The organism is Luteimonas sp. 100069, from assembly GCF_003813845.1.
In the GTDB taxonomy this organism is placed as follows: domain Bacteria; phylum Pseudomonadota; class Gammaproteobacteria; order Xanthomonadales; family Xanthomonadaceae; genus Luteimonas; species Luteimonas chenhongjianii.
On sequence record NZ_RPFN01000001.1, the window covers coordinates 1,209,781 to 1,233,230 of the forward strand.

Sequence of the window (23,450 nt, forward strand, 5' to 3'; positions counted from 1 at the left end):
CACCCGTTATCGCACTTGCGCACTGCAGCATGAGTCATGTCGAAAGGCGCGAATGCCGGTGCGATCCTCCCGATCTCGATCATCACGCTTGCGTGCTGCGGCCGTCTTCTGCAGCACGGCCGCTATTGACCGCGTCGGCGGTGGCGCAGAGAATCATCTCTGTATCGCGATATGGAGATATTGATGGATCTCGAGGCCTGGTCCGCGCGCCTGAAGGTGCTTGCCGACCCCACGCGCGTCCGCCTGCTGGCACTGCTCGAGGTCGAGGAGCTGACGGTCGCCGAGCTCTCGTCGATCACCCGCCTCGCCCAGCCGCGCGTTTCGACCCATCTGGCGCGCCTGAAGGAAGCGAACCTCGTCCGGGACCGGCGCGCCGGGGTATCCGCCTATTACCGCTTCGATCATGCGGCGCTTGATCCTGCGCAACGCGCGCTCTGGCAGGCGCTGTCGACCGGCAGCGACGATCCCCTGCTGCGGCAGGACGCCGAGCGCACGCCGGCGGTGCTGGCAATGCGCGCCGCCGACCAGAGCTGGGCCGACACCGTGGCCGGCGACATGGAGCGGCACTACTCGCCCGGGCGCACCTGGGAAGCCCTGGCCCGCTCGGCCCTGCCCCTGCTGGAAACCGGCGACGTGCTCGATATCGCGTCGGGTGACGGCGTGCTCGCCGAACTGCTGGCACCACATGCGCACCGCTACGTCTGCCTCGATGCCAGCCGGCGCGTGGTGGCCGCTTCGGCCGAACGGCTCAAGCGGTTCTCCAATGTCGAGGTCCGCGAGGGCGACATGCATGCCCTGCCCTTCGACGAGGCGAGCTTCGACCTCGTGGTGCTGATGCACGCACTGACCTATGCCACCCGACCGGCGCAGGCCGTCACCGAGGCCGCCAGGGTGCTGCGCCCGGGGGGTCGCCTGTTGCTGTCGAGCCTCGATCGCCATGGCCACGAGAGCACGGTGCAGGCCTACGGCCATGCCAATCTCGGGTTTCCGGACAAAGAGCTGCGCCGCTTCGTCACCAAGGCCGGCCTGGAGATCCACAGCGCGGAAACCGTCACCCGCGAAAAGCGACCGCCGCATTTCCAGGTGATCTCGATCATCGCGAGGAAGCCATGAGCGGCTGGCTGCAGCCCGAGCGCGTCGCAGCGCTGGACGCGGCGCTGGCGGACCGCATCCTCGTGCTCGACGGCGCGATGGGCACGATGATCCAGCGCTTCGGTCTGGCCGAAGCGGACTATCGTGGCGAGCGGTTCGCCGAGGGCTACGACTCGCTGCATGCGGCCCAAGGCCATGCGCACGCCGCCGGTTGCGGGTGCCAGGGCCATGACCAGCGTGGCAACAACGACCTGCTGACCCTGACGCGCCCGGACATCATCCGCAGCATCCACGCGGACTACCTCGCCGCCGGCGCCGACATCATCGAGACCAATACCTTCAATTCGACCGCGGTCTCGCTGGCCGATTACCACCTCGAGCACCTGGTCCACGAACTCAATCGCGAGGGCGCCGCGCTCGCGCGCGCCGCCTGCGATGCAGCCGAGGCGCAGGCGCCGGACCGGCCGCGTTTCGTCGCCGGCATCCTCGGCCCGACCAGTCGCACCGCATCGATCAGTCCCGACGTCAACGATCCCGGCTATCGGGCGGTGACGTTCGACGAACTCGTCGCGATCTACCGGGACGCGGCGCATGGCCTGATCGACGGCGGCGCCGACATCCTCATGGTCGAGACCGTATTCGACACGCTCAACGCCAAGGCCGCGCTGTACGCCATCGAGACGGTGTTCGACGATCGCGGTGGCCGCCTGCCGGTGATGATCTCCGGCACGATCACCGATGCCTCCGGCCGCACGCTGTCGGGCCAGACCGCCGAGGCCTTCTGGTACTCGCTGCAGCACGCGCGCCCGCACGCGATCGGGCTCAACTGCGCGCTCGGTGCGAAGGACCTGCGGCCGCACATCGAAACGCTGGCGCAGATCGCCCGGACGCACGTCTCCTGCCATCCCAACGCCGGCCTTCCGAATGCCTTCGGTGGCTACGACGAAACACCCGAAGACATGGCCGCGGTGCTGCACGAGTTCGCGACTGCCGGCCTGCTCAACATCGTCGGCGGCTGCTGCGGCACCTCGCCCGACCACATCCGCGCGATCGCCGAAGCGGTCGCCGACGTGGCGCCGCGACGCCTTCCCCCCACGCTGGACTTTGCCGCATGACGCTGCCGCGCCACATGTGCCTGTCGGGCCTCGAACCGCTGGTGGTGACTCCCGAGCTGCTCTTCGTCAACGTCGGCGAGCGCACCAACGTCACCGGTTCGGCGGCATTCCGCAAGCTGATCAAGGAAAACCGCTATCCCGAGGCGGTCGAGGTGGCGCGCCAGCAGGTCGAAGGCGGCGCGCAGATCCTCGACGTCAACATGGACGAAGGCATGCTCGATTCGGAGCATGCGATGACGACGTTCCTCAACCTGATCGCCGCCGAGCCCGACATCGCCCGCATCCCGGTGATGGTCGACTCTTCCAGGTGGAGCGTCATCGAGGCGGGGCTCAAGTGCCTGCAGGGCAAGGGCGTGGTCAACTCGATCTCGCTCAAGGAAGGCGAAGCGGTCTTCCTCGAACAGGCGCGCAAGGTGCTGCGCTACGGCGCGGCAGTCGTGGTGATGGCCTTCGACGAGGCCGGCCAGGCCGATACCAAGGACCGCAAGGTCGAGATCTGCACGCGCGCCTATGAATTGCTGACGAAAGTCGTCGGGTTTCCGCCCGAGGACATCATTTTCGACCCGAACATCTTCGCCATCGCCACCGGCATCCCCGAGCACGACAACTACGCTGTCGATTTCATCGAGGCCACGCGCGAGATCAAGGCCACGCTGCCGCATTGCCATGTGTCGGGCGGTGTCTCCAACGTGTCGTTCTCGTTCCGTGGCAACGAGGTTGTCCGTCAGGCGATCCACGCAGTCTTCCTGCTGCACGCGATCCGGGCTGGCATGGACTTCGGCATCGTCAATGCCGGCGCCATGCCGATTGTCGACGATCTCGATCCGGAACTCCGCGAGCGCGTGGAGGACGTGGTGCTCAACCGCCGCAGCGACGCCACCGAGCGCCTGCTCGAGCTGGCCGAACGCTACAAGGGCAAGAAGGGCGCGGCGCACGTCGAGAACACCGCCTGGCGCGAGGCGCCGGTGCAGCAACGCCTGACCCATGCGCTGGTCCACGGCATCGACCAGTACGTGGTCGAGGACACCGAGGAAGCCAGACAGTCGTTCACCCGGCCGCTGGATGTCATAGAAGGGCCGCTGATGGCCGGCATGAACGTCGTCGGCGATCTCTTCGGCGCCGGCAAGATGTTCCTGCCGCAGGTGGTCAAGTCCGCCCGCGTGATGAAGAAGGCGGTCGCGTACCTGCTGCCCTACATCGAGGCCGAGAAACTGCGCACCGGCGACGTCGGCAAGAACAATGGTCGCGTGCTGATGGCGACCGTGAAGGGCGACGTGCACGACATCGGCAAGAACATCGTCGGTGTGGTGCTGGCCTGCAACAACTTCGAGGTGGTCGACCTTGGCGTCATGGTCGCCGCCCAGACCATCCTCGACAAAGCGCGCGAGGTACAGGCCGACGTCATCGGCCTGTCGGGCCTGATCACGCCGTCGCTCGAGGAGATGAGTCACGTCGCGCGCGAGATGAAGCGCCAGGGCTTCGAGACGCCCCTGCTGATCGGCGGCGCGACGACGTCGCGCGCGCATACGGCGCTGAAGATCGCGCCGCACTACGCCTCGCCCACCGTCTGGGTCAAGGACGCCTCGCGTGCGGTCGGTGTGGTGCAGTCGCTGATCAGCCCGGAGCTGCGCCCGGCGTTCGTCGCCGCCAACGATGCCGACTACGCCGAGATCCGTGCGCGCCATGCCGGCCGCGGCGATGCGAAGCGTCTCGTCCCATTGGCGAAGGCCCGCGCGCAACGCTTCGACGGGGGCTGGAGCACGTACACCCCGCCCGCGCCCAACAGGCCCGGTGTGCACGTCTTCGACGACTACCCGCTGCAGGAACTGATCGACCTCATCGACTGGACGCCATTCTTCAATGCCTGGGAACTGTTCGGCCGGTACCCGGCGATCCTGAGCGACGAAGTCGTCGGGCCGCAGGCCAGCGAACTGTTCCGCGATGCCCAGGCGATGCTGCGCAGGATCGTCGAGGAGAAGTGGCTCACCGCGAAGGCCGTGTTCGGTCTGTGGCCGGCGCGCAGCGTCGGCGACGACGTGGTGCTGCGCCATGATGGCGGCGAGGCCACCCTGCACTTCCTGCGCCAGCAGGTCGACAAGCCGGTGGAACGCCCGGATTTCTGCCTCGCCGATTTCATCGCGCCGCAGGACAGCGGTGTCGACGACTGGATCGGTGCGTTCGCCGTCACCGCCGGCATCGGCATCGAGCCGCACGTCGCGCGCTTCGAAGCCGCGCACGACGACTACAACGCGATCCTGCTCAAGGCGCTGGCCGATCGCCTGGCCGAAGCACTGGCCGAGCGCCTGCACCAGCGCGTGCGCACCGACTACTGGGGTTACGCCAGCGAAGAGACGCTCGACAACGAAGCGCTGATCGCCGAGAAGTACCAGGGCATTCGCCCGGCCCCCGGCTACCCCGCCTGCCCGGAACACAGCGAGAAGGAACGGATCTTCGAACTGCTGGACGCCACCGCGAATACCGGCATGACCCTGACCGAGAGCTTCGCGATGCTGCCGACCGCGGCGGTGTCGGGCTACTACTTCAGTCACCCGAAGAGCCAGTACTTCGTCGTCGGCCGGGTCTCGAGAGAACAGGCGCAGGACTATGCGCGGCGCAAGCAGGTGCCGCTTTCGCAGGTCGAACGCTGGCTCGCGTCGAACCTCGATTACGACCCCGAGTAGCGGCGCCGGCGTCCATGGCCGCAGTCGCAGGATCGCCTCCAGCGGTCCTCAGGCCGTCTCGCCCTTTCCCGGCGCATTGCTACGCACTGTGCCGGGGCTCGGCCCGTCGGCCGGCAACGCAGGCGCGGGGGGGCTGCTGCGGCCCAATGGTCTTGATCGGCTGCAGACAGGCAGGCAAGCGTGCGGGCCACCTCGTGCCGGCCGCTCCAACTGGTGGGTAGCGACCAGGTGCATCGAACCGGCATCGCAGGCCCGGCTGCAAGATCTCCGGACAGGTCGCCGGCCAGGAGCGTCGGCACGGGCGCGGAATTGATGCGCACCATCAGATCCGGCCCCTCAGCGCGGCCCGGGATCCGACGCCAACGTCAGGGCAACAGGAACGACACGCCGAAGCCGCCGGTCCAGTCGTCCTCGGCGTCGGCGAAGCCACGCAGCACCGAAAGATCCAGTTGCATCGCCGGGGCAACGCGCCATGTGATGCCGGTGCCGAGTGCGTGCGAGCGCTGCGCGCCGGTGCCAAGGGCCGCTTCGACATAGGCGGCGACGGTATCGGTGGACAGGAACGTCCAGCTCGGTGACGCGGTCCAGCCCGTGCCGTCCTCGTCGCGGGTCGCGTTGACGTAGACCGCGAGATCGCCGGTGGCGACGCTGATGCCCAGATCCTGCTGGGCCCGTCCGGCGCGGATGTCGGACGCACCGGTCAGCACGCCCTGCCGCGCGAGCAGCGCCCACTGCATGTCGTCGTTCGATCCGGGCAACAGCCACTTCAGCGCGACGCTGCTGTCGCCGCTGCCTTGCACGTGCTCATGCGCATCGGCGCTGCGCGTGCGCTCCCATACGCGGCTGTCGCTGCCGAGTTGAAGCTCGAGATTCGCGCCCAGGCCCACGCGCAGCAGACTTGCGGCGGCATAGCGCGTGGTGCGGACGCCACCGCTGTGGTCGGGCGGGCGCCAGCACCGAGGGCGAAAAGCCGATGCCGGGGCGGTCGAATTCCACGTCCGCCGCGTCCTGCGCCTGGGCCGTTGCACAGGCAAGCGCGCACAGGACCATCGCCAGCGCCCGCACGGCGGAGCGCGCGGGCAAGAAGCGGATCACCAGACCAGATCGTCGGGGACCTGGTACTTCGGATCGCTGTAGGGGTCGTCCGAAGCTGGCGCATCGGGATCGATCCGCAGCGCCACCGACGGCGCGAAAATCGACCCGGCCTCTTCCAGCACTGCCGCGGTCACCAGCAGATACCGGCCGTTGAGCTGCACGACGCCGAGCTCACCCGCGTTGAGTGCCTTGAGCTGGGCCTCGTCGACATGGATGCGCTTGATCTTGCCGCCGTACTCGAAATGGCGGGCGATGTCGGCTTCGGGCCTGTTGAGTGACTTGTCGGCCAGGAAGGCCTCGAGCCTGGCACGGGCCTCGCGGCGCAGGCGCGCCTCTTCCTGCTTGACGCGCTCGGCCTCGATGCGCTCTTCCTTCTCGCGCTGGGCGCGGATGGCGAATGCCTTGGCCAGGTCGATGTCGTCACGCGGCGGACGCTTGCCCTGCGGCCCACCCTTGCGGGCATGCGGACGCGACGGGCCGTCGTTGCGGGGTGCGCCGCTGTTGCGGCCCTGTGGCTGTTTGCCGGTATCGCCACGCGGCGCGCCCGTCCTGTCGTCGGGCTTGCGTCCGGCCGGTCGTGGCCCGCGACGTTCGTCCTGGCGCGGACGGCGCTCGTCACGCCGAGGCTTGGGCGCAGCCGGCGCTGGCGCCTTGAACCCGAGGCCGAGCAACTGGTCGCGGAGGGAATCGGTCATCGGTCGTACTCAGTAATGCGGGGGTGGCGGTTCTTCCGACGCATCGGGGAACTGCACGGTGCGCGCCTGACGCAGGTCGTCCATCATCCGGCGCAGCAGCCCGCTCTGGGCGCTGAGCTCGAGCCGCGCCTGGCTCAGCGCGTCGTTGAGCTCGCCGATGGTCTGCTCCTGGAACGCGAGTCGCATTTCCAGTTCAGTGACGCGCGCTTCGAGCACGTCGGCTCCGGTGTGTTGCATGGCGATCTCTGCGGGGACACGGTGGAACAGCCGGCGCGCCACGCAGGGCGCGCCGGTTCGATGCTTACTTGACGATGTCCTGCAGCTCGACCTCGAACACCAGTGCCTGGTTCGGACCGATCGGGCCGGAACCCATCTCGCCGTAACCCAGCGCGGCCGGAATCCACAGCTCGTACTTGCTGCCGACCGGCATCAGCTGCAGGCCTTCCTGCCAGCCCGGGACGACCTGGTTGAGCGCGAACTGGGCCGGCTCACCACGGTCGTAGGAGCTGTCGAAGGTCTCGCCGTTGAGCAGCGTGCCCTTGTAGTGCACGCGCACGGTGTCGTTCGGGCCCGGCTTGGGGCCGGTTCCTTCGGTGATCACGCGGTACTGCAGGCCCGATGCCGTGGTCTGCACGCCTTCGCGCTTGCCGTTCTCGGCGAGGAACTTCTCGGCCTCGGCGGCATTCGTCTTCGCCTTCTCCTGCATCTCGGCCATCTGCTTGGCCTGCATGCGCTCGCCGAACTTCTGCATCACGCCCATGGCCTGCTCGTCCGAGATCTCGATCGCCTTGTCGTCGAGCGTTTCGCTGATCGCCCGCTGCAGGGTCTTGACGTCGATCTCGTCCTTGATCGGCTTGAGCTGCTCGCCCATCTGGTTGCCGATGATGTAGCTGATCTGCTCGCGCTCGCTCTTGAGGCCGGCGATCTCGCCACCTTCGGCGGTGCTCTCGGCCGCGGCGCCTTCGACCGGCTTGCCGGTCTCCTTGTCGATCGGCTTGCAGGCGATCATGGCCAGTGGCAGAACGGCGGCGAGGCCGACGATGGCGAGGCGCTTGGTGTTCTTCATGCGGGCAAAACTCCGGGATAAAGGGTGTCGGAACATCCGCATCGGACGCGGACAACATGGATTGGAGCGATGGGGTTACAGGATGTCGATGAGCTCGACATCGAAGACGAGGGTGGCGTTGGGCGGGATAGTCGGGGGGCTGCCACGCATACCGTAGGCCAGTTCACCGGGAATCCAGAATCTGTACTTGCCGCCGATCGGCATCAGCTGCAGCCCTTCGGTCCAGCCGGCGATGACCTGCCCAAGGCCGAACACCGCGGGCGCGCCGCGCGAATAGGAGCTGTCGAACTCGGTGCCGTCGAGCAGCGTGCCCCGGTAGTGCACGCGTACCTGGTCGCTGGCGCGCGGACGCGGGCCCGTGCCCTGCTTCTCCACGCTGTACTGGATGCCCGATTGCGTCGCGAACACGCCCGGCTTGCCGCGATTGGCGGCCATGAAGGCGATGCCCGCCTGGCGGTTGTCGTCGGCGACGCGCGCGGCGCGCTGCTGGCCCCGCGCGATCATGGCCTGGCGCGCCTGTGTGATCTCGTCCTCCGACATCGACGGCGTCTTGCCGTCGAGGCGGTCGCGAACGCCGCGCATCACCGCGGCCAAGTTGAGCGCCTCATCCATCGCGGCCAGCGAGCGGCCCACATCGGCGCCGAGCATCTGCCCGACCTTGGCGCGGTCCACGGCTGGCGGCTCGCTGCCGGGCGGCAGCCCCGGCACCGGACGACCGCCGCGCGCGGCGACGCGCTGTCCCAGCGCCTGGCCGATGCGCTGGGTTTCGGCCTGGTCGAGCGAGGGCGCCTTGCCGGCGAGCGCTGCAGACAGCGCATTCTCGAACGCGGCCAGATCCATGTCCGGACCCACCTGCGCCAGCTGGGTCGCCACGTCGAAGCCGACGACGTAGCTGCTCGCGGCCGGATCGCCGTTCTGCGCGAACGCGACCGGCGCGAGGGGCGCAAGCAACAGTGCCAGCGCGGCGTGACGCATCTGTTTCAACATCCGCATGGTTCTCCTGCCCGGGTCCGGGCGATGCAGCCGGCTATTGTCGCGGCCATACGGCGGCGCGGCAATCACGGCAGCGGGGCGGCTTCAGCGGGCGGCCGGCCTCGGCGCGTCGAGCGCCCGCTCGATCGCCGCGAGGATCTGCGGGTCATCCGGCTTCGTGCGGCTGCCCCACTGCCCCAGCACCCGGCCGTCGCGACCGACCAGATACTTGTGGAAATTCCAGCCCGGCGCCTCGCCGGTGATTTCGGTGAGCTGCTTGTACATCGGCGTGGCGTCCGGGCCAGTCACCCGCACCTTCTGGAACATCGGGAACTTCACCCCATAGGTCAGCGTGCAGAACTCCTGGATCGCGGCTTCGTCCTCGAACTCCTGCTCCCTGAAGTCGCCGGAGGGAAAGCCCAGGACCGCGAATCCGCGCGGACGCAGTCGCGCGTGCATCGCTTCGAGCGCCTCGTATTGCGGAGTGAACCCGCACTTGCTCGCGGTATTGACGATCAGCACCACGTCACCGCCATAGGCGTCCTGCAGGTTCACCGACTCGCGTACCGCGAGCTGGCGGAACTCGTGATCCAGCACCCGGGGCGGCGCGGTGGGGGCCTGCGCGATCGCGAGGCCCGCGAGCGCGGTGAAAGCCAGCATCAGGGTCATGCGTCCGATCAGTCGCTTGCCAGGCATCGCGGAGTCCTCGATGGCGGGTCGGCCGTGCCATCAGTTGGGTGGAAATTCGATACGGGTGCGTTGACACGGTCTGCTGTGGTGTTATAGTCACCTACAACACCTACCCACTAGAGCAGGACGGTCCCCATGAACCGCAGGCTCCACACCCCGATCATCGCATGCACGGCGTTCGCGCTGGCACTTTCCGCGAGTCTGCTTGCTGCCGGCCCGGCTTCGCTGCCCGATGGCGCGACCGCGGCGACTCCGGCCGGAGACGCATTCACGCCGGTACGGATCGACCGGGTGGCCTCGGAAGCGGCCGCCGACACGTCGCGTCCACGTGCCCGCCGGGCCCGCAGCAGTCTAGCCCTCCCCTATTTTTCCTTCGCGCGGGGCGCGGGTGGAAGGAGCTGAGCCCATGGCCAATATCGAATGGAGTGATGGCGCTCCCATCTACCGCCAGCTGAAGGAACGCGTCATCGCGATGATGCTCGACGGGGTCCTCAAACCCGGCGACGCACTGCCCTCCGTCCGCCAGGTTGCGGCCGACTACCAACTCAACCCCATCACCGTCTCACGCGCCTATCAGGAGCTCGCCGACGAAGCGCTGGTGGAAAAGCGTCGCGGCCTGGGCATGTTCGTCACCGAGGAGGCCGCCAAGAAGCTGCGCACCAGCGAGCGCGAGCGCTTCCTGCAGGAAGAGTGGCCGCTGGTGCTGGAAAGGATCGAACGCCTGGGGCTGTCCGCCCGGGACCTGCTGCAGTCCACCGGCCATGGAGCCAATGAATGAACGCCGTCCTCGATACGCCGGTGATCACCGCGCGCAATCTCAGCAAGCGCTACAAGGGTGCCCGGGCGCTCGACGGCACCAGTTTCCAGATCCCGGCCGGCCGCATCGTCGGTCTGATCGGTCCCAACGGGGCCGGCAAGACCACCGCGCTCAAGGCGCTGCTGGGCCTGATCCGCTTCGACGGCGAAATGACCGTCCTTGGCCGCGACCCGCGCACCGAGCGCGACGCGCTGATGAACGATGTCTGCTTCATCGCCGATGTCGCGGTGCTGCCGCGCTGGATGCGCGTCCGCGACGCCATCGCATTCGTCGAGGGCGTCCATCCCCGTTTCGATCGCGCCCGCTGCGAGCGATTCCTGGCCAACACCAAGCTTTCGCCCAAGCAGCGCGTGCGCGAGATGTCCAAGGGCATGATCGTGCAGCTGCACCTGGCGCTGGTGATGGCGATCGACGCCAAGCTGCTGGTGCTCGACGAGCCCACGCTGGGCCTGGACATCCTCTACCGCAAGCAGTTCTACCAGCGCCTGCTGGAGGACTACTTCGACGAGCAGAAGACGATCATCGTCACCACGCACCAGGTGGAGGAAATCGAGCACATCCTCACCGACGTGCTGTTCATCCAGAACGGAAAGATCGTGCTGGACGCCCCGATGGACGATATCGGCGACCGCTTCGTCGAGGTACTGGTCAATGCCGAGCAGCTCGACGCCGCCCGTGCCCTCCGCCCGATCGACGAACGCGCCCTGCCCTTCGGCAAGACCGTGATGCTGTTCGACAGCGTCCCCGCTTCCACGCTGTCGGCCTACGGCGAAACCCGCACCCCGGGCCTGGCCGATCTGTTCGTGGCCACGATGAAAGGAGCCTACGCATGAATGCCATCGCCGATACCGTGGCCACCCCGGTTCCGCCCCGGGCGTTCGCGCCCACGCACCCGACCCACCGCTTCCGCCTGCTGCTGCGGCGCGAATACTGGGAGCATCGCGGCGGGATCCTCTGGGCGCCGATGATCGCCGGCGCCGTGTCGCTGTTGCTGTCGGTCGGCCTGCTGATCGCCGGCATCGTGGTCGCCCACAAGGCGGTCGCGGAGGGTGGCGTGGTGCAGGCCAACGGCGTGACCGTCAATGGCCTGGACCTGGGCACGCTCGCCCAGCAACTCACCAGCGATGATCTTCACCAGCTGTCGGAAGGTCTCACGATCACGCTGGCACTGTCGGCGACCTGGCCTTTCCTGGTGATGATCTTCGTCATCTTCTTCTACTGCCTCGGCGCGTTGTACGACGACCGCCGCGACCGCAGCGTGCTGTTCTGGAAGTCGCTGCCGGTCTCGGATACGGCGACGGTGCTGTCGAAAGTGGCGACCGCCACGCTGGTGATCCCTTTGTTCGCCACGCTGTTCGCGATCGTCATCATGTTCGCCTTCCTGATCGCGCTGAGCATCGCCGCGGCCGCGCACGGCGCCAATCCCTTCCCGCTTCTGTGGGGCAACGGCGCGGTATTCCTGCTGTCGGCGCAGTTCCTCGCCGCAATCCCGGTGTACGCGGCCTGGATGCTGCCGACCGTCGGCTGGCTGCTGCTGTGCTCGGCCTGGGCCAAGAGCAAGCCCTTCCTGTGGGCGCTGCTGGTGCCGCTGGCCCTCGGGGTCGCGAGCTCCATGACCGGCCTGCTGCAGGTGATCGGGCTGGAGCGCCACTGGCTCTGGGGCAATGTGATCTCGCGGATGCTGCTGGGCACGGTGCCGGTGACCCATCGCGATCTGGCCTACATCCAGGACGGCGCTGGCTCCGCCAGGGAACTGTTCTCCATCCCCGGCATCTACGGCAATTTCCTCGCGCCTTCGATGTGGATCGGCATCCTCGCCGGCGCCGTGATGATCGCCATTGCCATCCGCCTGCGCCGCTGGCGCGAAGAAGGCTGATCCCACCCGCCCTCCTGCCACCGCACTCCGGAGTCTCCGATGAAAGCTGCAGCCGTCACCGCGTTCCTGCTTGCCTCGTGTCTGCCGTTGGTCGCCTGGTCGGTGCCGCCCGGGAGCGGCGGCATCCGGGAGGAGATCCGCCGCGATCTGGAGGACGCCCGGCGCGAAATCCGCATCGATCTCGCCAGGGCGCGTTCGGACCTCGAAACCGGGAACCTCGACGTCGGCAACAGCCTGAATATCGGCGATCGTGGCAGCCGGAAGACCGAGGCGGCCGCGCAACTGCCGAAGGCCGAGATCACCCCGCAGGGGGATTTCCTGATCGAGGGCGAAGCGGTCGCCCTCGATCCGGCGCAGCGCCAGCAACTCCTGGCCTATCGTGGCCTGGTCATCGAGGTCGCCAAGGCCGGCATCGATATCGGCGAGGTGAGCGCGCTGGCGGCGGTGGATTCGGTGGACCGGGGCGTGTTCTCGCTGATGGTCGGCGCGATGACCGGCAGTCTGGAACGCCGCATCAAGCGCAGCGTGCGCGACACGGTCGAGCCGGCCGTCCTGCTCATCTGCAACCGCGTGCCCGATCTGCGCGAGGCGCAGCAGCAACTGGCCAGCGACCTGCCGGCCTTCCAGCCCTACGCGCGTCTTGAAGCCCAGGACGCCGACACCTGTCGCAAGGACGTGCGCCGCGAGTTCGCAGGGCGCTGAGCCCGGTGGGCATGGCCCACGCGAACCCGTTCGATTCAGAAGTCAGCCACGACGCACGCCCGGCTTTGCACTGACGCAGGCCGGAACCTCGCAGGAAGTCCCTTCATGGCCCATGCCTTTACCGCTCGCCCGTTGCTCGCCACGCTCATCGCCGCATCGCTCGCATTGCCGTTCGCGGCGCAGGGCCAGGACAAGCCGCCGTGCCGGCACAGCCAGCCGCGCGAGCTGGCCCTGCAGCTCGACGGCGTGCGGACGGTGCGGTTCGAGATCGGCAACAGCCGGCTACGTGTCGATGGCGCCGAACGCCCGGACGCCAATCTCCGGGGGCGCGCCTGTGCGTCGAGCGAGGCGATGCTGGCATCGCTGGTGCTGGAGCAGCAGCGCTCGGGCGAGACGCTGACGGTGACCCTGCGCCGCACCTCGAATCCGACCGGCTGGCTGGGCAAACAGTACGCCTACATGGATCTCGCCGGCCAGGTGCCCGCGAACGTGCTGGTGCTGGCCGTCGTCGGCTCCGGGGACGCCTGGGTGAACGGTGTCGCGGCGGCGAGCGCCGACGTGGGTTCGGGCGATGCGCAACTGCGGCGCATCGGCGGCCGCGCAACCGCAAAGGTCGGTTCGGGCGATGTCACCGTCGAGGAGGCCGGCGAACTCAAGGTGCTGTCGATCGGCTCGGGCGATGTCGAGGCCCGCAATATCCGCGGCGCAGTCGAGGTCGGCAGCGTCGGCTCGGGGGATTTCAGGCTCGAAGGCGCCGGCGGCGATGTCCGCATCGGCAGCCTGGGCTCGGGCGACATCGATCTGCGCGACGTGCAGGGCAATGTGCATGTCGGTTCGATCGGTTCGGGTGATGTCGATGCCCGCGGCATCGGCGGCAATCTCGAGGTCGCCTCGCAGGGGAGTGGTGATGTCTCGCACCGCGATGTGCGCGGCACCGTCAGCGTGCCCCGCAGGCGTTGAATTTCCCCAGATCCGGAACCCGACCATGAAGACTTTTCCGTCCCGCGCCCTCCCCCTGGCCCTGCTGCTCGCCTGCGCGGGCACGCTGACCGCCTGCGGCAGTAACGAAGCACCCGCACCCGCGAACGGCGACGCCACCACGGCGACGGCGGAGGAAGGCTTCGTCGCCCGCACCACCCGCCGCGCACTGGAAACGGCGCGCAAGGATCTGGTCGAGAAGAACATCAGCGTCGGCGGCAGCGGTGGCGGTGGCGGCGGACTGAACATCAACGGATTCCGCCTCGGCGGGGACGACACCCGCACGTCCGGCCTGCCGAAGGCCGAGATCAGCCCGGCTGGCGATTTCCTGGTCGACGGCAAGCCGGTCCGGATCGACGACGCGCAACGCGAACTGCTGCTGGCCCATCGCGCCAACATCATCGCGATCGCCGATGTCGGCATCACGATCGGCATCCAGGGCGCGCGCCTTGGCACCGAAGCCGCCAAGGGCGCGATCACGAGTGCGCTGTCGGGCCAGTTCGCCGAGTTCGAGAAGCGCATGGAAGCGGAGGGCGCGAAGATCGAGGCCGAGGCGGAGCGGCTCTGCGACAGGCTGCCGGCGCTGCTCGCCTCGCAGCAGGCACTGGCCGCCGCACTGCCCGCCTTCCAGCCCTACGCGACGATGGACGCGAACGACGTCGAAGAGTGCGGCAAGGACACGGTGGTCCATCGCGGCGAAGCGGCTGCGGATGCCGCGGCGGAGACGGCGACCAACTGAGCCCGACCGCCCGCGTCTCCGCGAGCGCAAAGACCGGCCATGGCCGGTCTTCTTGGATGTGCGCTCAGCCGCCGCCGCTGGCGACCGCGGAAATCCCGCCCTTTGTCAGTTCGGCCGGATCGAGCAGGCTTTCGAGTTCCGCGTCCGACAGGCCGCTGTCCTCGCGGGCGACATCGAGTACGGGCCGCTGTTCCTTGTAGGCGCGCTTGGCGATCGCGGCGGCCTTCTCGTAGCCGATGATCGGGTTGAGCGAAGTGACCAGGATCGGATTGCGGGCGAGCGCGGCCTCGACATTCTCTCGGCGCACCTTGAGGCCGGCGATTGCCCCGTCGGCCAGCAGCCGGGTGACGTTCGACAGCAGCTCGATCGATTCGAGCAGGTTGGCCGCGATCAGCGGCAGCGCGACGTTGAGCTGGAAGTTGCCGGTCTGCCCGGCGACGGTGATCGCGGTGTGCTGGCCGATGACCTGTGCGGCGACCATCACTGTCGCCTCGGGAATCACCGGGTTGACCTTGCCCGGCATGATCGAACTTCCCGGTTGCAGCGCCGGCAGTTCGATCTCGCCCAGACCGCCCAGCGGGCCGGAATTCATCCAGCGCAGATCGTTGGCGATCTTGATCAGTGCCACGGCGAGCGCATTGAGCTGACCGGAGAGTTCCACCGCGTCGTCCTGGGTGGCGATGCCCTCGAACTTGTCCTCGGCCGACTCGAATGGTGCGCCCGTCAGCGTCGACAGCGTCTTCGAGACCTTCTTGCCGAACTGCGGATGGGCGTTGATGCCGGTGCCGATCGCGGTGCCGCCGATGGGCAGACGGCGCAGGCGCTTGAGCGTGTCGCCCAGGCGCGCCTCCGCCGAGGCGATCTGCGAAGACCAGGCGCCGAACTCCTGGGCGAAAGTGAGCGGCATCGCATCCATCAGGTGGGTGCGGCCGGTCTTGACCACCTTGCCCAGCGCCTTGCCGCGCTTGTCGATCGTGCGGCGCAGATGCTTGAGCGCGGGCAGGAGGTCCTCGATCACCGCGAGCTGCGCCGATACGCGGATCGCCGTCGGCACTACGTCGTTGGAACTCTGGCCGAGATTGACGTGGTCGTTGGGGTGCACCTGCCGCGAGGCGTTCGAGGCGAGCATGGCGATGACCTCGTTGGCATTCATGTTCGACGAGGTGCCCGAGCCGGTCTGGTAGATGTCGACCGGGAATTGCGCGTCGTGGGTACCCTCGGCGACTTCCATCGCCGCGGCGCGAATGGCCTTGCCGACCTTGGGCGGCAACAGGCCCAGATCGGCATTGACGTCGGCCGCGGCCGCCTTGATCAGCCCCAGTGCGCGAATGAAGCCGCGCGGCATCGGCCGGCCGGAAATCGGGAAATTCTGCACGGCGCGCTGCGTCTGCGCGCCCCACAGGGCAGCGGCAGGCACCTGCAGCTCGCCCATGCTGTCGTGCTCGGTGCGCGATGCACCCGGGTTGATGGTCTTGCTCATCACTTCACCTCCAGGGAAACGGGGTCGCGCTTGGCTGTATCGGCGACCGCCGGCGGTGAGCGCACACCTCGGGCGACGAGGCCGCGCTGCGCCCTCCCCGCCTATCGCCGCGGCGCTGTTGCCAGCGGATAACGGTACGGCGCGCGGTGCACATATGCGTCGGCCTCCAGCTCGCAGCATACGCACCGCGCGTGCAGGCTAAAATGACGGCCTCGCCCGCTCCCGATGCCCCCATGTCCGACTCCCAGAAGACCGAAGCCGCCCTGCTCGCCCTGTCGCCGCTCGACGGTCGTTATGCCGCCAAGGTCGATGCGCTGCGGCCGATCTTCTCCGAGTACGGGCTGATCCGTGCGCGCGTGCACGTGGAGATCGAGTGGCTGCTGGCGCTGGGTGACGAGCCGGGCATCGTCGAGCTGCCCGCATTCGACGACACCCACCGGCGGGCGCTCAAGGCGCTGGCAGCCGACTTCTCGGTCGCCGATGCCGCGCGGGTCAAGGAGATCGAGCGCACCACCAACCACGACGTCAAGGCAGTCGAATACTTCATCAAGGAGCGCCTGCAGGACGATGCCGCGCTCGCGCCGGCGCTGGAGTTCGTGCATTTCGCCTGTACCAGCGAGGACATCAACAACCTCGCCTACGCGCTGATGCTCAGCCGGGCGCGCTCGGAGGTGCTGCTGCCCACGCTCGATACGCTGATCGGAACCCTGCGCACGATGGCGCACGCGCACGCCGCGCTGCCGCTGCTGTCGCGCACGCACGGACAGACGGCGTCGCCGTCGACGGTCGGCAAGGAGCTCGCCAACGTGGTCGCGCGCCTGCAGCGCCAGGGCGAGCTGCTGTGGGACGTCGCGCTGACCGGCAAGATCAACGGCGCGGTCGGCAACTACAACGCGCACGTCGTCGCTTACCCGGATGTCGACTGGCCCGCCTTCTCGCAGCGCTTCGTCGAGTCGCTGGGCATCACGTTCAACCCCTACACCACCCAGATCGAACCGCACGACTGCGTCGCCGAGATCAGCGATGTGCACAAGCGCATCAACACGATCGGCATCGACCTGTGCCGCGACATCTGGGGCTATATCTCGCTGGGCTATTTCAAGCAGGCCCTCAAGGAAGGCGAGGTCGGCAGCTCGACGATGCCGCACAAGGTCAACCCGATCGACTTCGAGAACGCCGAGGGCAACTTCGGCATCGCCAACGCGCTGTTCGAACATTTCGCCGCCAAGCTGCCGATCAGCCGCTGGCAGCGCGACCTGACCGATTCCACCGTGCTGCGCGCCCTCGGCACCGCGTTCGGGCACACCCAGATCGCACTCGACGCGCTGCTGCGTGGCCTGGGCAAGCTCAGCGCCAACCCCGAACGTCTGGCCGCTGATCTCGATGGATCCTGGGAAGTGCTGGCCGAGGCCGTGCAGACGGTCATGCGCCGTCATGGCCTGCCCAATCCCTACGAGCAGCTCAAGGCGCTGACCCGCGGCCAGGGCATCACTGCCGAGTCGATGCGCGCTTTCGTCGACGGCCTCGACCTGCCGGCCGAGGACAAGGCGCGCCTGCGCGAGCTGGTGCCGGGCAGCTACACCGGTCTGGCGGAACAGCTGGCCCGCGGGATCTGACCCGCCAGGGGCGCGCGCGATGAATCTGCTCGTCAATCTCGACGTCCCGGATCTCGCGCGTGCCGAGGCGCTGTATACACACGCCTTCGGCCTGAGCGTCGGCCGTCGTTTCGGCACTGCCGCCACCGAACTGTGCGGCCTGCCGGCAAGGCTGTACCTGCTGCACAAGCCTGCCGGCAGCATCGGCGCCGGCAACGCACCGCGCGATTACTCCCGCCACTGGTGCCCGGTGCATCTGGACGTCGTGGTCGCCGATCTCGATACCGCACTGGCGCGCGCCGAGCGTGCGGGCTTCGCGCGCGAAGGCGAGGTGCGTGACGAATCCTTCGGACGGATCGTCCAGCTGGCTGATCCGTTCGGTCATGGCTGGTGCCTGCTGGAGTTCGGCGATCGAGGCTACGACGCCATCGCCATCGCCACCGCCACCCGCGCCGGTGCGACCGCCGCCGGCCAGACGGGCCCCTGAACCGGCCCGCGGCCCGGGGGGCGGGTCCCGCGCGCAGCGCGGTCGCGGCACCGCCCTTCTCAGAACGCCCGGTGCGCCTTGTGGCGATGCCGGGGCCTGCCCACGCCGCCTCCGCCCGTCGAGCCCGCCCATGTTTTCGCGTAGGCTCGCGCCCATGAGCCGAGCCCCCCTCCCCTTCGAAATCGACGCCCGCCAGTCTGCCGACGGCGGCCCCCTGGGCATGCCCGCCGAGCGCTTTCTGCGCGATTACTGGCAAAAGCGCCCGCTGTTGATCCGCAACGCGTTTCCGGATCTCGGCAGCCCGCTGCAACCCGAGGATCTCGCCGGCCTCGCCTGCGAGGAATTCGCGCTGTCCCGGCTGATCCGCCATGACCGTGAACGCGACAGCTGGCAGGTCGAGACGGGCCCGTTCGACGAGGCCGTGTTTCCGGGTCTCGGCGACCGCGACTGGACCCTGCTGGTGCAGGACGTCGACAAATGGGACGCCGATGTCGCGGCGCTGCTGCCGCATTTCAGCTTCCTGCCGCGCTGGCGCATCGACGACATCATGGTCAGCTTCGCCGCGACCGGAGGCTCGGTCGGGGCGCACGTCGACCAGTACGATGTGTTCCTGCTGCAGGGCCAGGGCCATCGCCGCTGGCAGATCGACGCCGGTGAGGCGATGGGGCATGGCCTGCCGCCGCAGGACTTCCGCGACGATGTCGAGCTCAAGCTCCTGCGCAGCTTCACTCCGACACACGAGTGGGTGCTCGGCCCCGGCGACATGCTGTACCTGCCGCCGATGGTGCCGCACCACGGCGTGGCCGAGGATCCGTGCCTGACATTCTCGGTGGGCATGCGCGCGCCGTCGGTCGCCGAGCTGATGGGCGACTACATCGATACGCTGGCCGCGGAGGCCGACGAATCGATGCGCTATCACGACGAGGCACTTGTTCCGCCGGCCGATCCCAACGAGATCGATGGCGCGGCGATGGTGCGCGTGGTGGAAGCGCTGAACGTCATGCGCATGAAGGACCCCGACCGCCTCGGCGACTGGTTCGGCAGCTTCATCACCGGATACCGCAATGCGCAGCAGGTCGTCTCCGGGGAGATGCCGCCGCCGCGCATCGAACTCGAGTGGCTGCTGTCGCAGGGCCAGGCCACGCTGCTGCGCAACCCCTTCAGCCGCGTGGCGTGGCGCCGCGCGAAGGGCGGCGCCCGCCTGTACGTCTCCGGCACGGCCTGGCCGATGCCGGTACGCGACGCGCGCCTTCTCGCCGCGCAAGCGCAGCTCGACGGTCGCAGCTATGCGGCGCTGTCGGATGCCGGTCGCGAAGCCGTGCTCGAACTGCTGGCGCAGGGCCATTACACCGTGCTGGAGAGCGACGCCGGGTGAGCGCATCCGCGCCGTTCGCAGTGCGCCTCGTGGCCGATGCCCAGGATCTGGCGGCCGCGTACGCGCTGCGCACGCGCGTCTTCGTCGAGGAACAGGGCGTGCCCGCCGAGCTCGAGCGCGACGCTTTCGATGCGCTGAGCCGGCATGTGCTGGCAGTCGACGCCGAGGGAGACGCGGTGGGCACGGGCCGCATTGCCCCGGACGGGCGCATCGGCCGCCTGGCGGTGCGTGCCGACCGGCGCGGGCGTGGCATCGGCGAGGCCATGCTGCGTGCGCTGCTCGACGCCGCGCGCGATGCCGGTCTGGCGACGACCTACCTGCACGCGCAACTGCAGGCGATGCAGTTGTATGCGCGGGCCGGCTTCGTCGCCGAAGGTCCGCGCTTCGAGGAAGCCGGCATCCTCCATCGCACCATGCGCCGACATGCCGGGTCCGCCTTCGCGGTCGACGACATGGAAGCCGCTGTGGACACCACAGTGACCCTGATCGCGTCCGCGCGCCGCAGATTGTGGCTGCGCACTCGCGATCTCGATCCCGGCCTGTTCGATCATCCCGATGTGCTCGCGGCGCTGCGCGGATTCTCGACATCCGCGCGCGGCGCCAGCGTCCGGATCCTGCTGCAGGATCCGGCAACCGTGCAGCGGCGCGGCACGCCGCTCCTTGCGCTCGCGCAGCGGCTGCCCAGCGTCTTCGAGCTGCGCGCCGCGGTGGATCCGGTGGACCGCGAGTTCGCCGGTGCGTTCCTGGTCAACGACGCCGGGGGTTTTCACGTACGCACCTTGGGCAACCGCATCGATGGCGAGGCGGCGACCGCCCTGTCGGGCCGTGCCCGGCAGCTGGCCCAGCAGTTCGCGCCGGTATGGGAACGTTCACGCGCGTGTAGCGAGTTCCGGGCTCTCGGGATCTGAGCCCGACGCCGTTTGGCGTCCTTCGCTGCGCTTCCGACTGCACCGTGTCGGCAGCGGCGGACCCCGGATCGATGATGCACCGGGGTGAACGACGCGCGTATACTGTCGGGCGTCATTTCGCGCCAGATCCGCCTGTTTTTCCGGTCATCGTGCCGGCTCTGGCCCACTTCCCTTCTCGACGAGCCCGAATCACCCGACGTGGACAGTCTCCTGAAGCAGTTTGCGCAGTCCTCCCAGTTCGGCGCCAATGCCGCCTTTATCGAAGATCTGTACGAGCAGTATCTTGTCGATCCCGACAGCGTCGGGACGGACTGGAAACGATGGTTCGACTCGTTCAAGGGCCGCGAGGCCGGCGATGTGCCGCACTCGGCGGTGGTCTCGGCGGTTGCACAGGCGGGTCGCGACGCGGCGCGCGGTGTCGTGGTTGCCCAGTCGGCCCAGGCCGGCGGTGGTGACGAGCGCGAGCGCCATGTCGGTCGCCTGATCACGGCCTACCGCTCGCGCGGCCATCTCGGCGCGCGGCTGGATCCGCTGGATCTCTCGCCGCCGCTCAACCCGCCGGATCTCGGCCTGCCCTTCCATCAGCTCACCGAAGCCGATCTCGACGACGAGTTCAGCACCGGGGGCGTGGCCGGCCAGCCGCGGATGAAGCTGCGCGACCTGCTCGCGCTGCTCAAGACCACCTACTCCAGCCAGATCGGCGCGGAGTTCATGCACATCCCCGACTTCGAACAGCGCAGCTGGCTCTACCAGCGCCTGGAGAAGGCGGGCGGCCGTTTCGCGCGCAGCGCAGCGGAGAAGAAGCGCATCCTCGAGCGGCTGACCGCCGCCGAAGGCCTCGAGCGCTATCTGCACACCAAGTACGTCGGCCAGAAGCGCTTCTCGCTCGAAGGCGGCGATGCGCTGATCCCCCTGCTCGACAGCGTGATCCAGCGCGCCGGCAAGGAAGGCGTCAAGGACATCGTCGTCGGCATGGCCCACCGCGGCCGCCTCAATGTGCTGGTCAATACGCTCGGCAAGAACCCGCGCAAGCTCTTCGACGAGTTCGAAGGCAAGTTCGATCATCACGATGACGACCGTGCCCACACCGGCGACGTGAAGTACCACATGGGCTTCTCGGCCGATCTGGCGACGCCCGGCGGCGCGGTGCACCTCGCGCTGGCGTTCAACCCGTCGCATCTGGAGATCGTCAACCCGGTGGTCGCCGGCAGTGTGCGTTCGCGCCAGCACCGTCGCAGGGACACCGCGCGCAAGGTGGTGGTGCCCGTGCTGCTGCACGGCGACGCCGCGTTCGCCGGCCAGGGCGTCAACATGGAGCTGTTCCAGATGTCGCAGGCCCGCGGTTTCGCGGTTGGCGGCACGGTCCATGTGGTCATCAACAACCAGGTCGGCTTCACCACCAGCAACCTGCAGGACTCGCGTTCCACGCTGTACTGCACCGACGTGGCCAAGATGGTCGGCGCGCCGATCCTGCACGTGAACGCGGACGATCCGGAAGCGGTGGTGTTCTGCGCCGAACTCGCATACGACTTCCGCCAGCAGTTCGGCAAGGACGTCGTCATCGACCTCGTCTGCTATCGCCGTCACGGACACAATGAAGCCGACGAGCCGGCGGCGACGCAGCCGCTGATGTACCAGGTGATCCGCAAGCACAAGACCCCGCGCGAGCTCTACACCGCGCAGCTGGTGGCCGAAGGCGTGGTGACCGAGGACGAGGCCAAGCAGATCGTCGACAGCTACCGCAACAAGCTCGACGCGGGTGAAGTCACGGTCGAACTCGCTGATGCCAAGCCGAGCGACTACGACCTGACGATCGATTGGGATCCCTATCTGGCCGGCCGCCTCAGCGACACCCTCGACACCACGGTGTCGGTGGACAAGCTCAAGGCACTGGCCAAGCAGATCACCACGATCCCGGAGTCGATCTCGCTGCAGGCGCGTGTCGCCAAGATCTACGAGGACCGCCGCAAGATGGCGGCCGGCGAAGTGGCTGGTGACTGGGGCTTTGCCGAGAACCTCGCCTACGCCACCCTGCTCGACGCCGGCCACCGGCTGCGCCTGGTCGGACAGGACTCGGGCCGCGGCACGTTCTTCCATCGCCACGCGGTGCTGCACGACCAGAAGACCGGTCAGAACTACATGCCACTGCGCGAGCTGGTCAAGAATCCGGAAGACGCGACGATCATCGATTCGCTGCTCAGCGAAGAAGCGGTGATGGCCTTCGAATACGGCTACGCGTCTTCCGAACCGGGCACGCTGTGCATCTGGGAAGCGCAGTTCGGCGACTTCGCCAACGGCGCCCAGGTCGTCATCGACCAGTTCCTGTCCTCCGGCGAAGCCAAGTGGCAGCGTCTGTGCGGACTGGCACTGTTCCTGCCGCACGGCTACGAGGGCCAGGGCCCCGAGCACAGTTCGGCGCGCCTTGAGCGTTTCCTGCAGCTGTGCGCGCTCGACAACATGATGGTCTGCGTACCGACGACCCCGGCGCAGGCTTTCCACATGATCCGCCGTCAGCTGTGCATGACCACCCGCAAGCCGCTGGTGGTGATGACGCCGAAGTCGCTGCTGCGCCACAAGCTGGCGGTCTCGACGCTCGAAGAGCTGGCCAATGGCGAGTTCCAGCACCTGATCGGCGACCGGGACGCCGACCCGAAGCGTGTCAAGCGCGTCGTCTTGTGCTCGGGCAAGGTCTACTACGACCTGCTGGAAGAAGCCCGCAAGCGGGAACTCGATTCCGTTGCGCTGGTCCGCGTGGAGCAGCTCTATCCGTTCCCGCGCCAGCAGCTCAGCGCCGAACTCGCGCGTTTCCCCGAGGCCACCGAGGTGGTCTGGTGCCAGGAAGAGCCGCAGAACCAGGGCGCGTGGTACCAGATCAAGCACCACCTCGAGGCGTGCAGCGGCGCAACCCAGTCGTTGCACTACGCTGGCCGTGCCCGCTCGCCGTCGCCTGCCGTCGGCCATTTCAACGATCACGTCGCCGAGCAGCAGCAGCTGATCGCGGATGCACTGGTCAACGATCTGGCCGGCAAGGTCGCGGCCGAATAAACCCCGATCGCACTTTCCACATTCCACGCTTTTCCCAGGAAG

General features: G+C 68.1%; 21 protein-coding genes. 14 read left to right on the forward strand and 7 right to left on the reverse strand.

All coding sequences use genetic code 11. From position 1 onward, the window contains the following. Positions 1-183: 183 nt before the first annotated feature. From EGK76_RS05395 to metH, 3 genes are read left to right on the forward strand one after another with little or no spacing between them, the layout of a single operon-like run. A complete protein-coding gene (locus EGK76_RS05395) occupies positions 184-1,113 on the forward strand; it encodes a metalloregulator ArsR/SmtB family transcription factor (RefSeq protein WP_096298503.1) in 930 nt (309 codons plus the stop codon). Next, on the forward strand, positions 1,110-2,207 hold the full coding sequence (locus EGK76_RS05400; RefSeq protein ID WP_096298501.1) for a homocysteine S-methyltransferase family protein: 1,098 nt from the start codon (positions 1,110-1,112) through the stop codon (positions 2,205-2,207). Before EGK76_RS05395 ends, EGK76_RS05400 begins: the two co-directional genes overlap by 4 nt. Continuing rightward, entirely contained in the window at positions 2,204-4,888 is a 2,685-nt protein-coding gene (metH, locus tag EGK76_RS05405; protein ID WP_123831898.1) for a methionine synthase, read from the forward strand. Before EGK76_RS05400 ends, metH begins: the two co-directional genes overlap by 4 nt. A gap of 365 nt (positions 4,889-5,253) precedes the next feature. Here metH and EGK76_RS05410 read toward each other — a convergent pair whose 3' ends face one another. The 6 genes from EGK76_RS05410 to EGK76_RS05435 all read right to left on the reverse strand — a co-directional run bounded on the left by EGK76_RS05410 (position 5,254) and on the right by EGK76_RS05435 (position 9,412). Next, on the reverse strand, positions 5,254-5,775 hold the full coding sequence (locus tag EGK76_RS05410) for a transporter (protein ID WP_158613453.1): 522 nt from the start codon (positions 5,773-5,775) through the stop codon (positions 5,254-5,256). Positions 5,776-5,979: 204 nt separating this feature from the next. Further along, positions 5,980-6,678, reverse strand: a complete 699-nt coding sequence (locus EGK76_RS05415; RefSeq protein ID WP_096298495.1) for a DUF2058 family protein — start codon at positions 6,676-6,678, stop codon at positions 5,980-5,982. Positions 6,679-6,687: 9 nt separating this feature from the next. Next, entirely contained in the window at positions 6,688-6,915 is a 228-nt protein-coding gene (locus EGK76_RS05420; RefSeq protein WP_096298493.1) for a SlyX family protein, read from the reverse strand. A 64-nt stretch (positions 6,916-6,979) separates the two neighbouring features. Continuing rightward, the gene (locus tag EGK76_RS05425) at positions 6,980-7,744 is read right to left on the reverse strand and encodes an FKBP-type peptidyl-prolyl cis-trans isomerase (protein WP_158613454.1); all 765 of its coding nucleotides are present in this window, start codon (positions 7,742-7,744) and stop codon (positions 6,980-6,982) included. Between the two features lie 75 nt (positions 7,745-7,819). Next, the gene (locus EGK76_RS05430; protein ID WP_158613455.1) at positions 7,820-8,731 is read right to left on the reverse strand and encodes an FKBP-type peptidyl-prolyl cis-trans isomerase; all 912 of its coding nucleotides are present in this window, start codon (positions 8,729-8,731) and stop codon (positions 7,820-7,822) included. 90 nt (positions 8,732-8,821) lie between these two features. Next, complete coding sequence (locus EGK76_RS05435; protein WP_233580166.1) at positions 8,822-9,412, reverse strand: glutathione peroxidase; 591 nt, start codon at positions 9,410-9,412, stop codon at positions 8,822-8,824. A gap of 400 nt (positions 9,413-9,812) precedes the next feature. On the opposite strand from EGK76_RS05435, the gene EGK76_RS05440 reads away from it, so the two are divergent. From EGK76_RS05440 to EGK76_RS05465, 6 genes are all read left to right on the forward strand, one after another. Continuing rightward, positions 9,813-10,184: a GntR family transcriptional regulator gene (locus tag EGK76_RS05440; RefSeq protein WP_096298487.1), complete on the forward strand. Its 372-nt coding sequence runs from the start codon at positions 9,813-9,815 to the stop codon at positions 10,182-10,184. After that, positions 10,181-11,056: an ABC transporter ATP-binding protein gene (locus EGK76_RS05445; protein WP_096298485.1), complete on the forward strand. Its 876-nt coding sequence runs from the start codon at positions 10,181-10,183 to the stop codon at positions 11,054-11,056. The genes EGK76_RS05440 and EGK76_RS05445 overlap by 4 nt, the downstream gene beginning before the upstream one ends. Continuing rightward, a complete protein-coding gene (locus EGK76_RS05450; protein WP_233580167.1) occupies positions 11,053-12,099 on the forward strand; it encodes a hypothetical protein in 1,047 nt (348 codons plus the stop codon). Before EGK76_RS05445 ends, EGK76_RS05450 begins: the two co-directional genes overlap by 4 nt. A gap of 39 nt (positions 12,100-12,138) precedes the next feature. Then, positions 12,139-12,801, forward strand: coding sequence for a hypothetical protein (locus tag EGK76_RS05455; RefSeq protein ID WP_096298483.1), 663 nt, complete (start codon positions 12,139-12,141; stop codon positions 12,799-12,801). A gap of 105 nt (positions 12,802-12,906) precedes the next feature. Continuing rightward, positions 12,907-13,761: a DUF2807 domain-containing protein gene (locus tag EGK76_RS05460; RefSeq protein ID WP_123831902.1), complete on the forward strand. Its 855-nt coding sequence runs from the start codon at positions 12,907-12,909 to the stop codon at positions 13,759-13,761. A 25-nt stretch (positions 13,762-13,786) separates the two neighbouring features. Next, positions 13,787-14,518, forward strand: a complete 732-nt coding sequence (locus EGK76_RS05465) for a hypothetical protein (RefSeq protein WP_123831903.1) — start codon at positions 13,787-13,789, stop codon at positions 14,516-14,518. 64 nt (positions 14,519-14,582) lie between these two features. On the opposite strand, the gene EGK76_RS05470 is transcribed toward EGK76_RS05465, so the two are convergent. Beyond that, complete coding sequence (locus EGK76_RS05470) at positions 14,583-15,998, reverse strand: class II fumarate hydratase (RefSeq protein WP_123831904.1); 1,416 nt, start codon at positions 15,996-15,998, stop codon at positions 14,583-14,585. A 233-nt stretch (positions 15,999-16,231) separates the two neighbouring features. Here EGK76_RS05470 and purB point away from each other — a divergent pair, with 233 nt between their 5' ends. The 5 genes from purB (at position 16,232) to EGK76_RS05495 (ending at position 23,408) form a co-directional block, all read left to right on the forward strand. Next, positions 16,232-17,614: an adenylosuccinate lyase gene (purB, locus tag EGK76_RS05475; RefSeq protein ID WP_123831905.1), complete on the forward strand. Its 1,383-nt coding sequence runs from the start codon at positions 16,232-16,234 to the stop codon at positions 17,612-17,614. A 19-nt stretch (positions 17,615-17,633) separates the two neighbouring features. After that, positions 17,634-18,080 (forward strand): VOC family protein, encoded by a 447-nt coding sequence (locus tag EGK76_RS05480; RefSeq protein ID WP_123831906.1) that lies wholly within the window; start codon positions 17,634-17,636, stop codon positions 18,078-18,080. A 154-nt stretch (positions 18,081-18,234) separates the two neighbouring features. After that, positions 18,235-19,455, forward strand: a complete 1,221-nt coding sequence (locus EGK76_RS05485) for a cupin domain-containing protein (protein ID WP_096298471.1) — start codon at positions 18,235-18,237, stop codon at positions 19,453-19,455. After that, positions 19,452-20,363, forward strand: coding sequence for a GNAT family N-acetyltransferase (locus EGK76_RS05490; RefSeq protein ID WP_233580168.1), 912 nt, complete (start codon positions 19,452-19,454; stop codon positions 20,361-20,363). Before EGK76_RS05485 ends, EGK76_RS05490 begins: the two co-directional genes overlap by 4 nt. A 198-nt stretch (positions 20,364-20,561) precedes the next feature. Further along, positions 20,562-23,408 carry a 2-oxoglutarate dehydrogenase E1 component gene (locus EGK76_RS05495; RefSeq protein WP_096300539.1) on the forward strand — a complete coding sequence of 949 codons (2,847 nt, stop codon included), beginning with the start codon at positions 20,562-20,564 and terminating at the stop codon, positions 23,406-23,408. Positions 23,409-23,450 lie beyond the last annotated feature (42 nt).

Excerpts from the sequence above, each read along its gene's own strand:
- EGK76_RS05450 (WP_233580167.1), top strand. The coding sequence starts at position 11,053 with ATGAATGCCATCGCCGATACCGTGGCCACCCCGGTTCCGCCCCGGGCG.
- EGK76_RS05445 (WP_096298485.1), top strand. The coding sequence starts at position 10,181 with ATGAACGCCGTCCTCGATACGCCGGTGATCACCGCGCGCAATCTCAGC.
- EGK76_RS05485 (WP_096298471.1), top strand. The coding sequence starts at position 18,235 with ATGAGCCGAGCCCCCCTCCCCTTCGAAATCGACGCCCGCCAGTCTGCC.
- EGK76_RS05470 (WP_123831904.1), bottom strand. The coding sequence starts at position 15,998 with ATGAGCAAGACCATCAACCCGGGTGCATCGCGCACCGAGCACGACAGC.
- EGK76_RS05395 (WP_096298503.1), top strand. The coding sequence starts at position 184 with ATGGATCTCGAGGCCTGGTCCGCGCGCCTGAAGGTGCTTGCCGACCCC.
- EGK76_RS05465 (WP_123831903.1), top strand. The coding sequence starts at position 13,787 with ATGAAGACTTTTCCGTCCCGCGCCCTCCCCCTGGCCCTGCTGCTCGCC.
- purB (WP_123831905.1), top strand. The coding sequence starts at position 16,232 with ATGTCCGACTCCCAGAAGACCGAAGCCGCCCTGCTCGCCCTGTCGCCG.
- EGK76_RS05480 (WP_123831906.1), top strand. The coding sequence starts at position 17,634 with ATGAATCTGCTCGTCAATCTCGACGTCCCGGATCTCGCGCGTGCCGAG.
- EGK76_RS05460 (WP_123831902.1), top strand. The coding sequence starts at position 12,907 with ATGGCCCATGCCTTTACCGCTCGCCCGTTGCTCGCCACGCTCATCGCC.
- EGK76_RS05420 (WP_096298493.1), bottom strand. The coding sequence starts at position 6,915 with ATGCAACACACCGGAGCCGACGTGCTCGAAGCGCGCGTCACTGAACTG.
- EGK76_RS05455 (WP_096298483.1), top strand. The coding sequence starts at position 12,139 with ATGAAAGCTGCAGCCGTCACCGCGTTCCTGCTTGCCTCGTGTCTGCCG.
- EGK76_RS05440 (WP_096298487.1), top strand. The coding sequence starts at position 9,813 with ATGGCCAATATCGAATGGAGTGATGGCGCTCCCATCTACCGCCAGCTG.
- EGK76_RS05435 (WP_233580166.1), bottom strand. The coding sequence starts at position 9,412 with ATGCCTGGCAAGCGACTGATCGGACGCATGACCCTGATGCTGGCTTTC.
- EGK76_RS05430 (WP_158613455.1), bottom strand. The coding sequence starts at position 8,731 with ATGTTGAAACAGATGCGTCACGCCGCGCTGGCACTGTTGCTTGCGCCC.
- EGK76_RS05400 (WP_096298501.1), top strand. The coding sequence starts at position 1,110 with ATGAGCGGCTGGCTGCAGCCCGAGCGCGTCGCAGCGCTGGACGCGGCG.
- metH (WP_123831898.1), top strand. The coding sequence starts at position 2,204 with ATGACGCTGCCGCGCCACATGTGCCTGTCGGGCCTCGAACCGCTGGTG.
- EGK76_RS05415 (WP_096298495.1), bottom strand. The coding sequence starts at position 6,678 with ATGACCGATTCCCTCCGCGACCAGTTGCTCGGCCTCGGGTTCAAGGCG.
- EGK76_RS05425 (WP_158613454.1), bottom strand. The coding sequence starts at position 7,744 with ATGAAGAACACCAAGCGCCTCGCCATCGTCGGCCTCGCCGCCGTTCTG.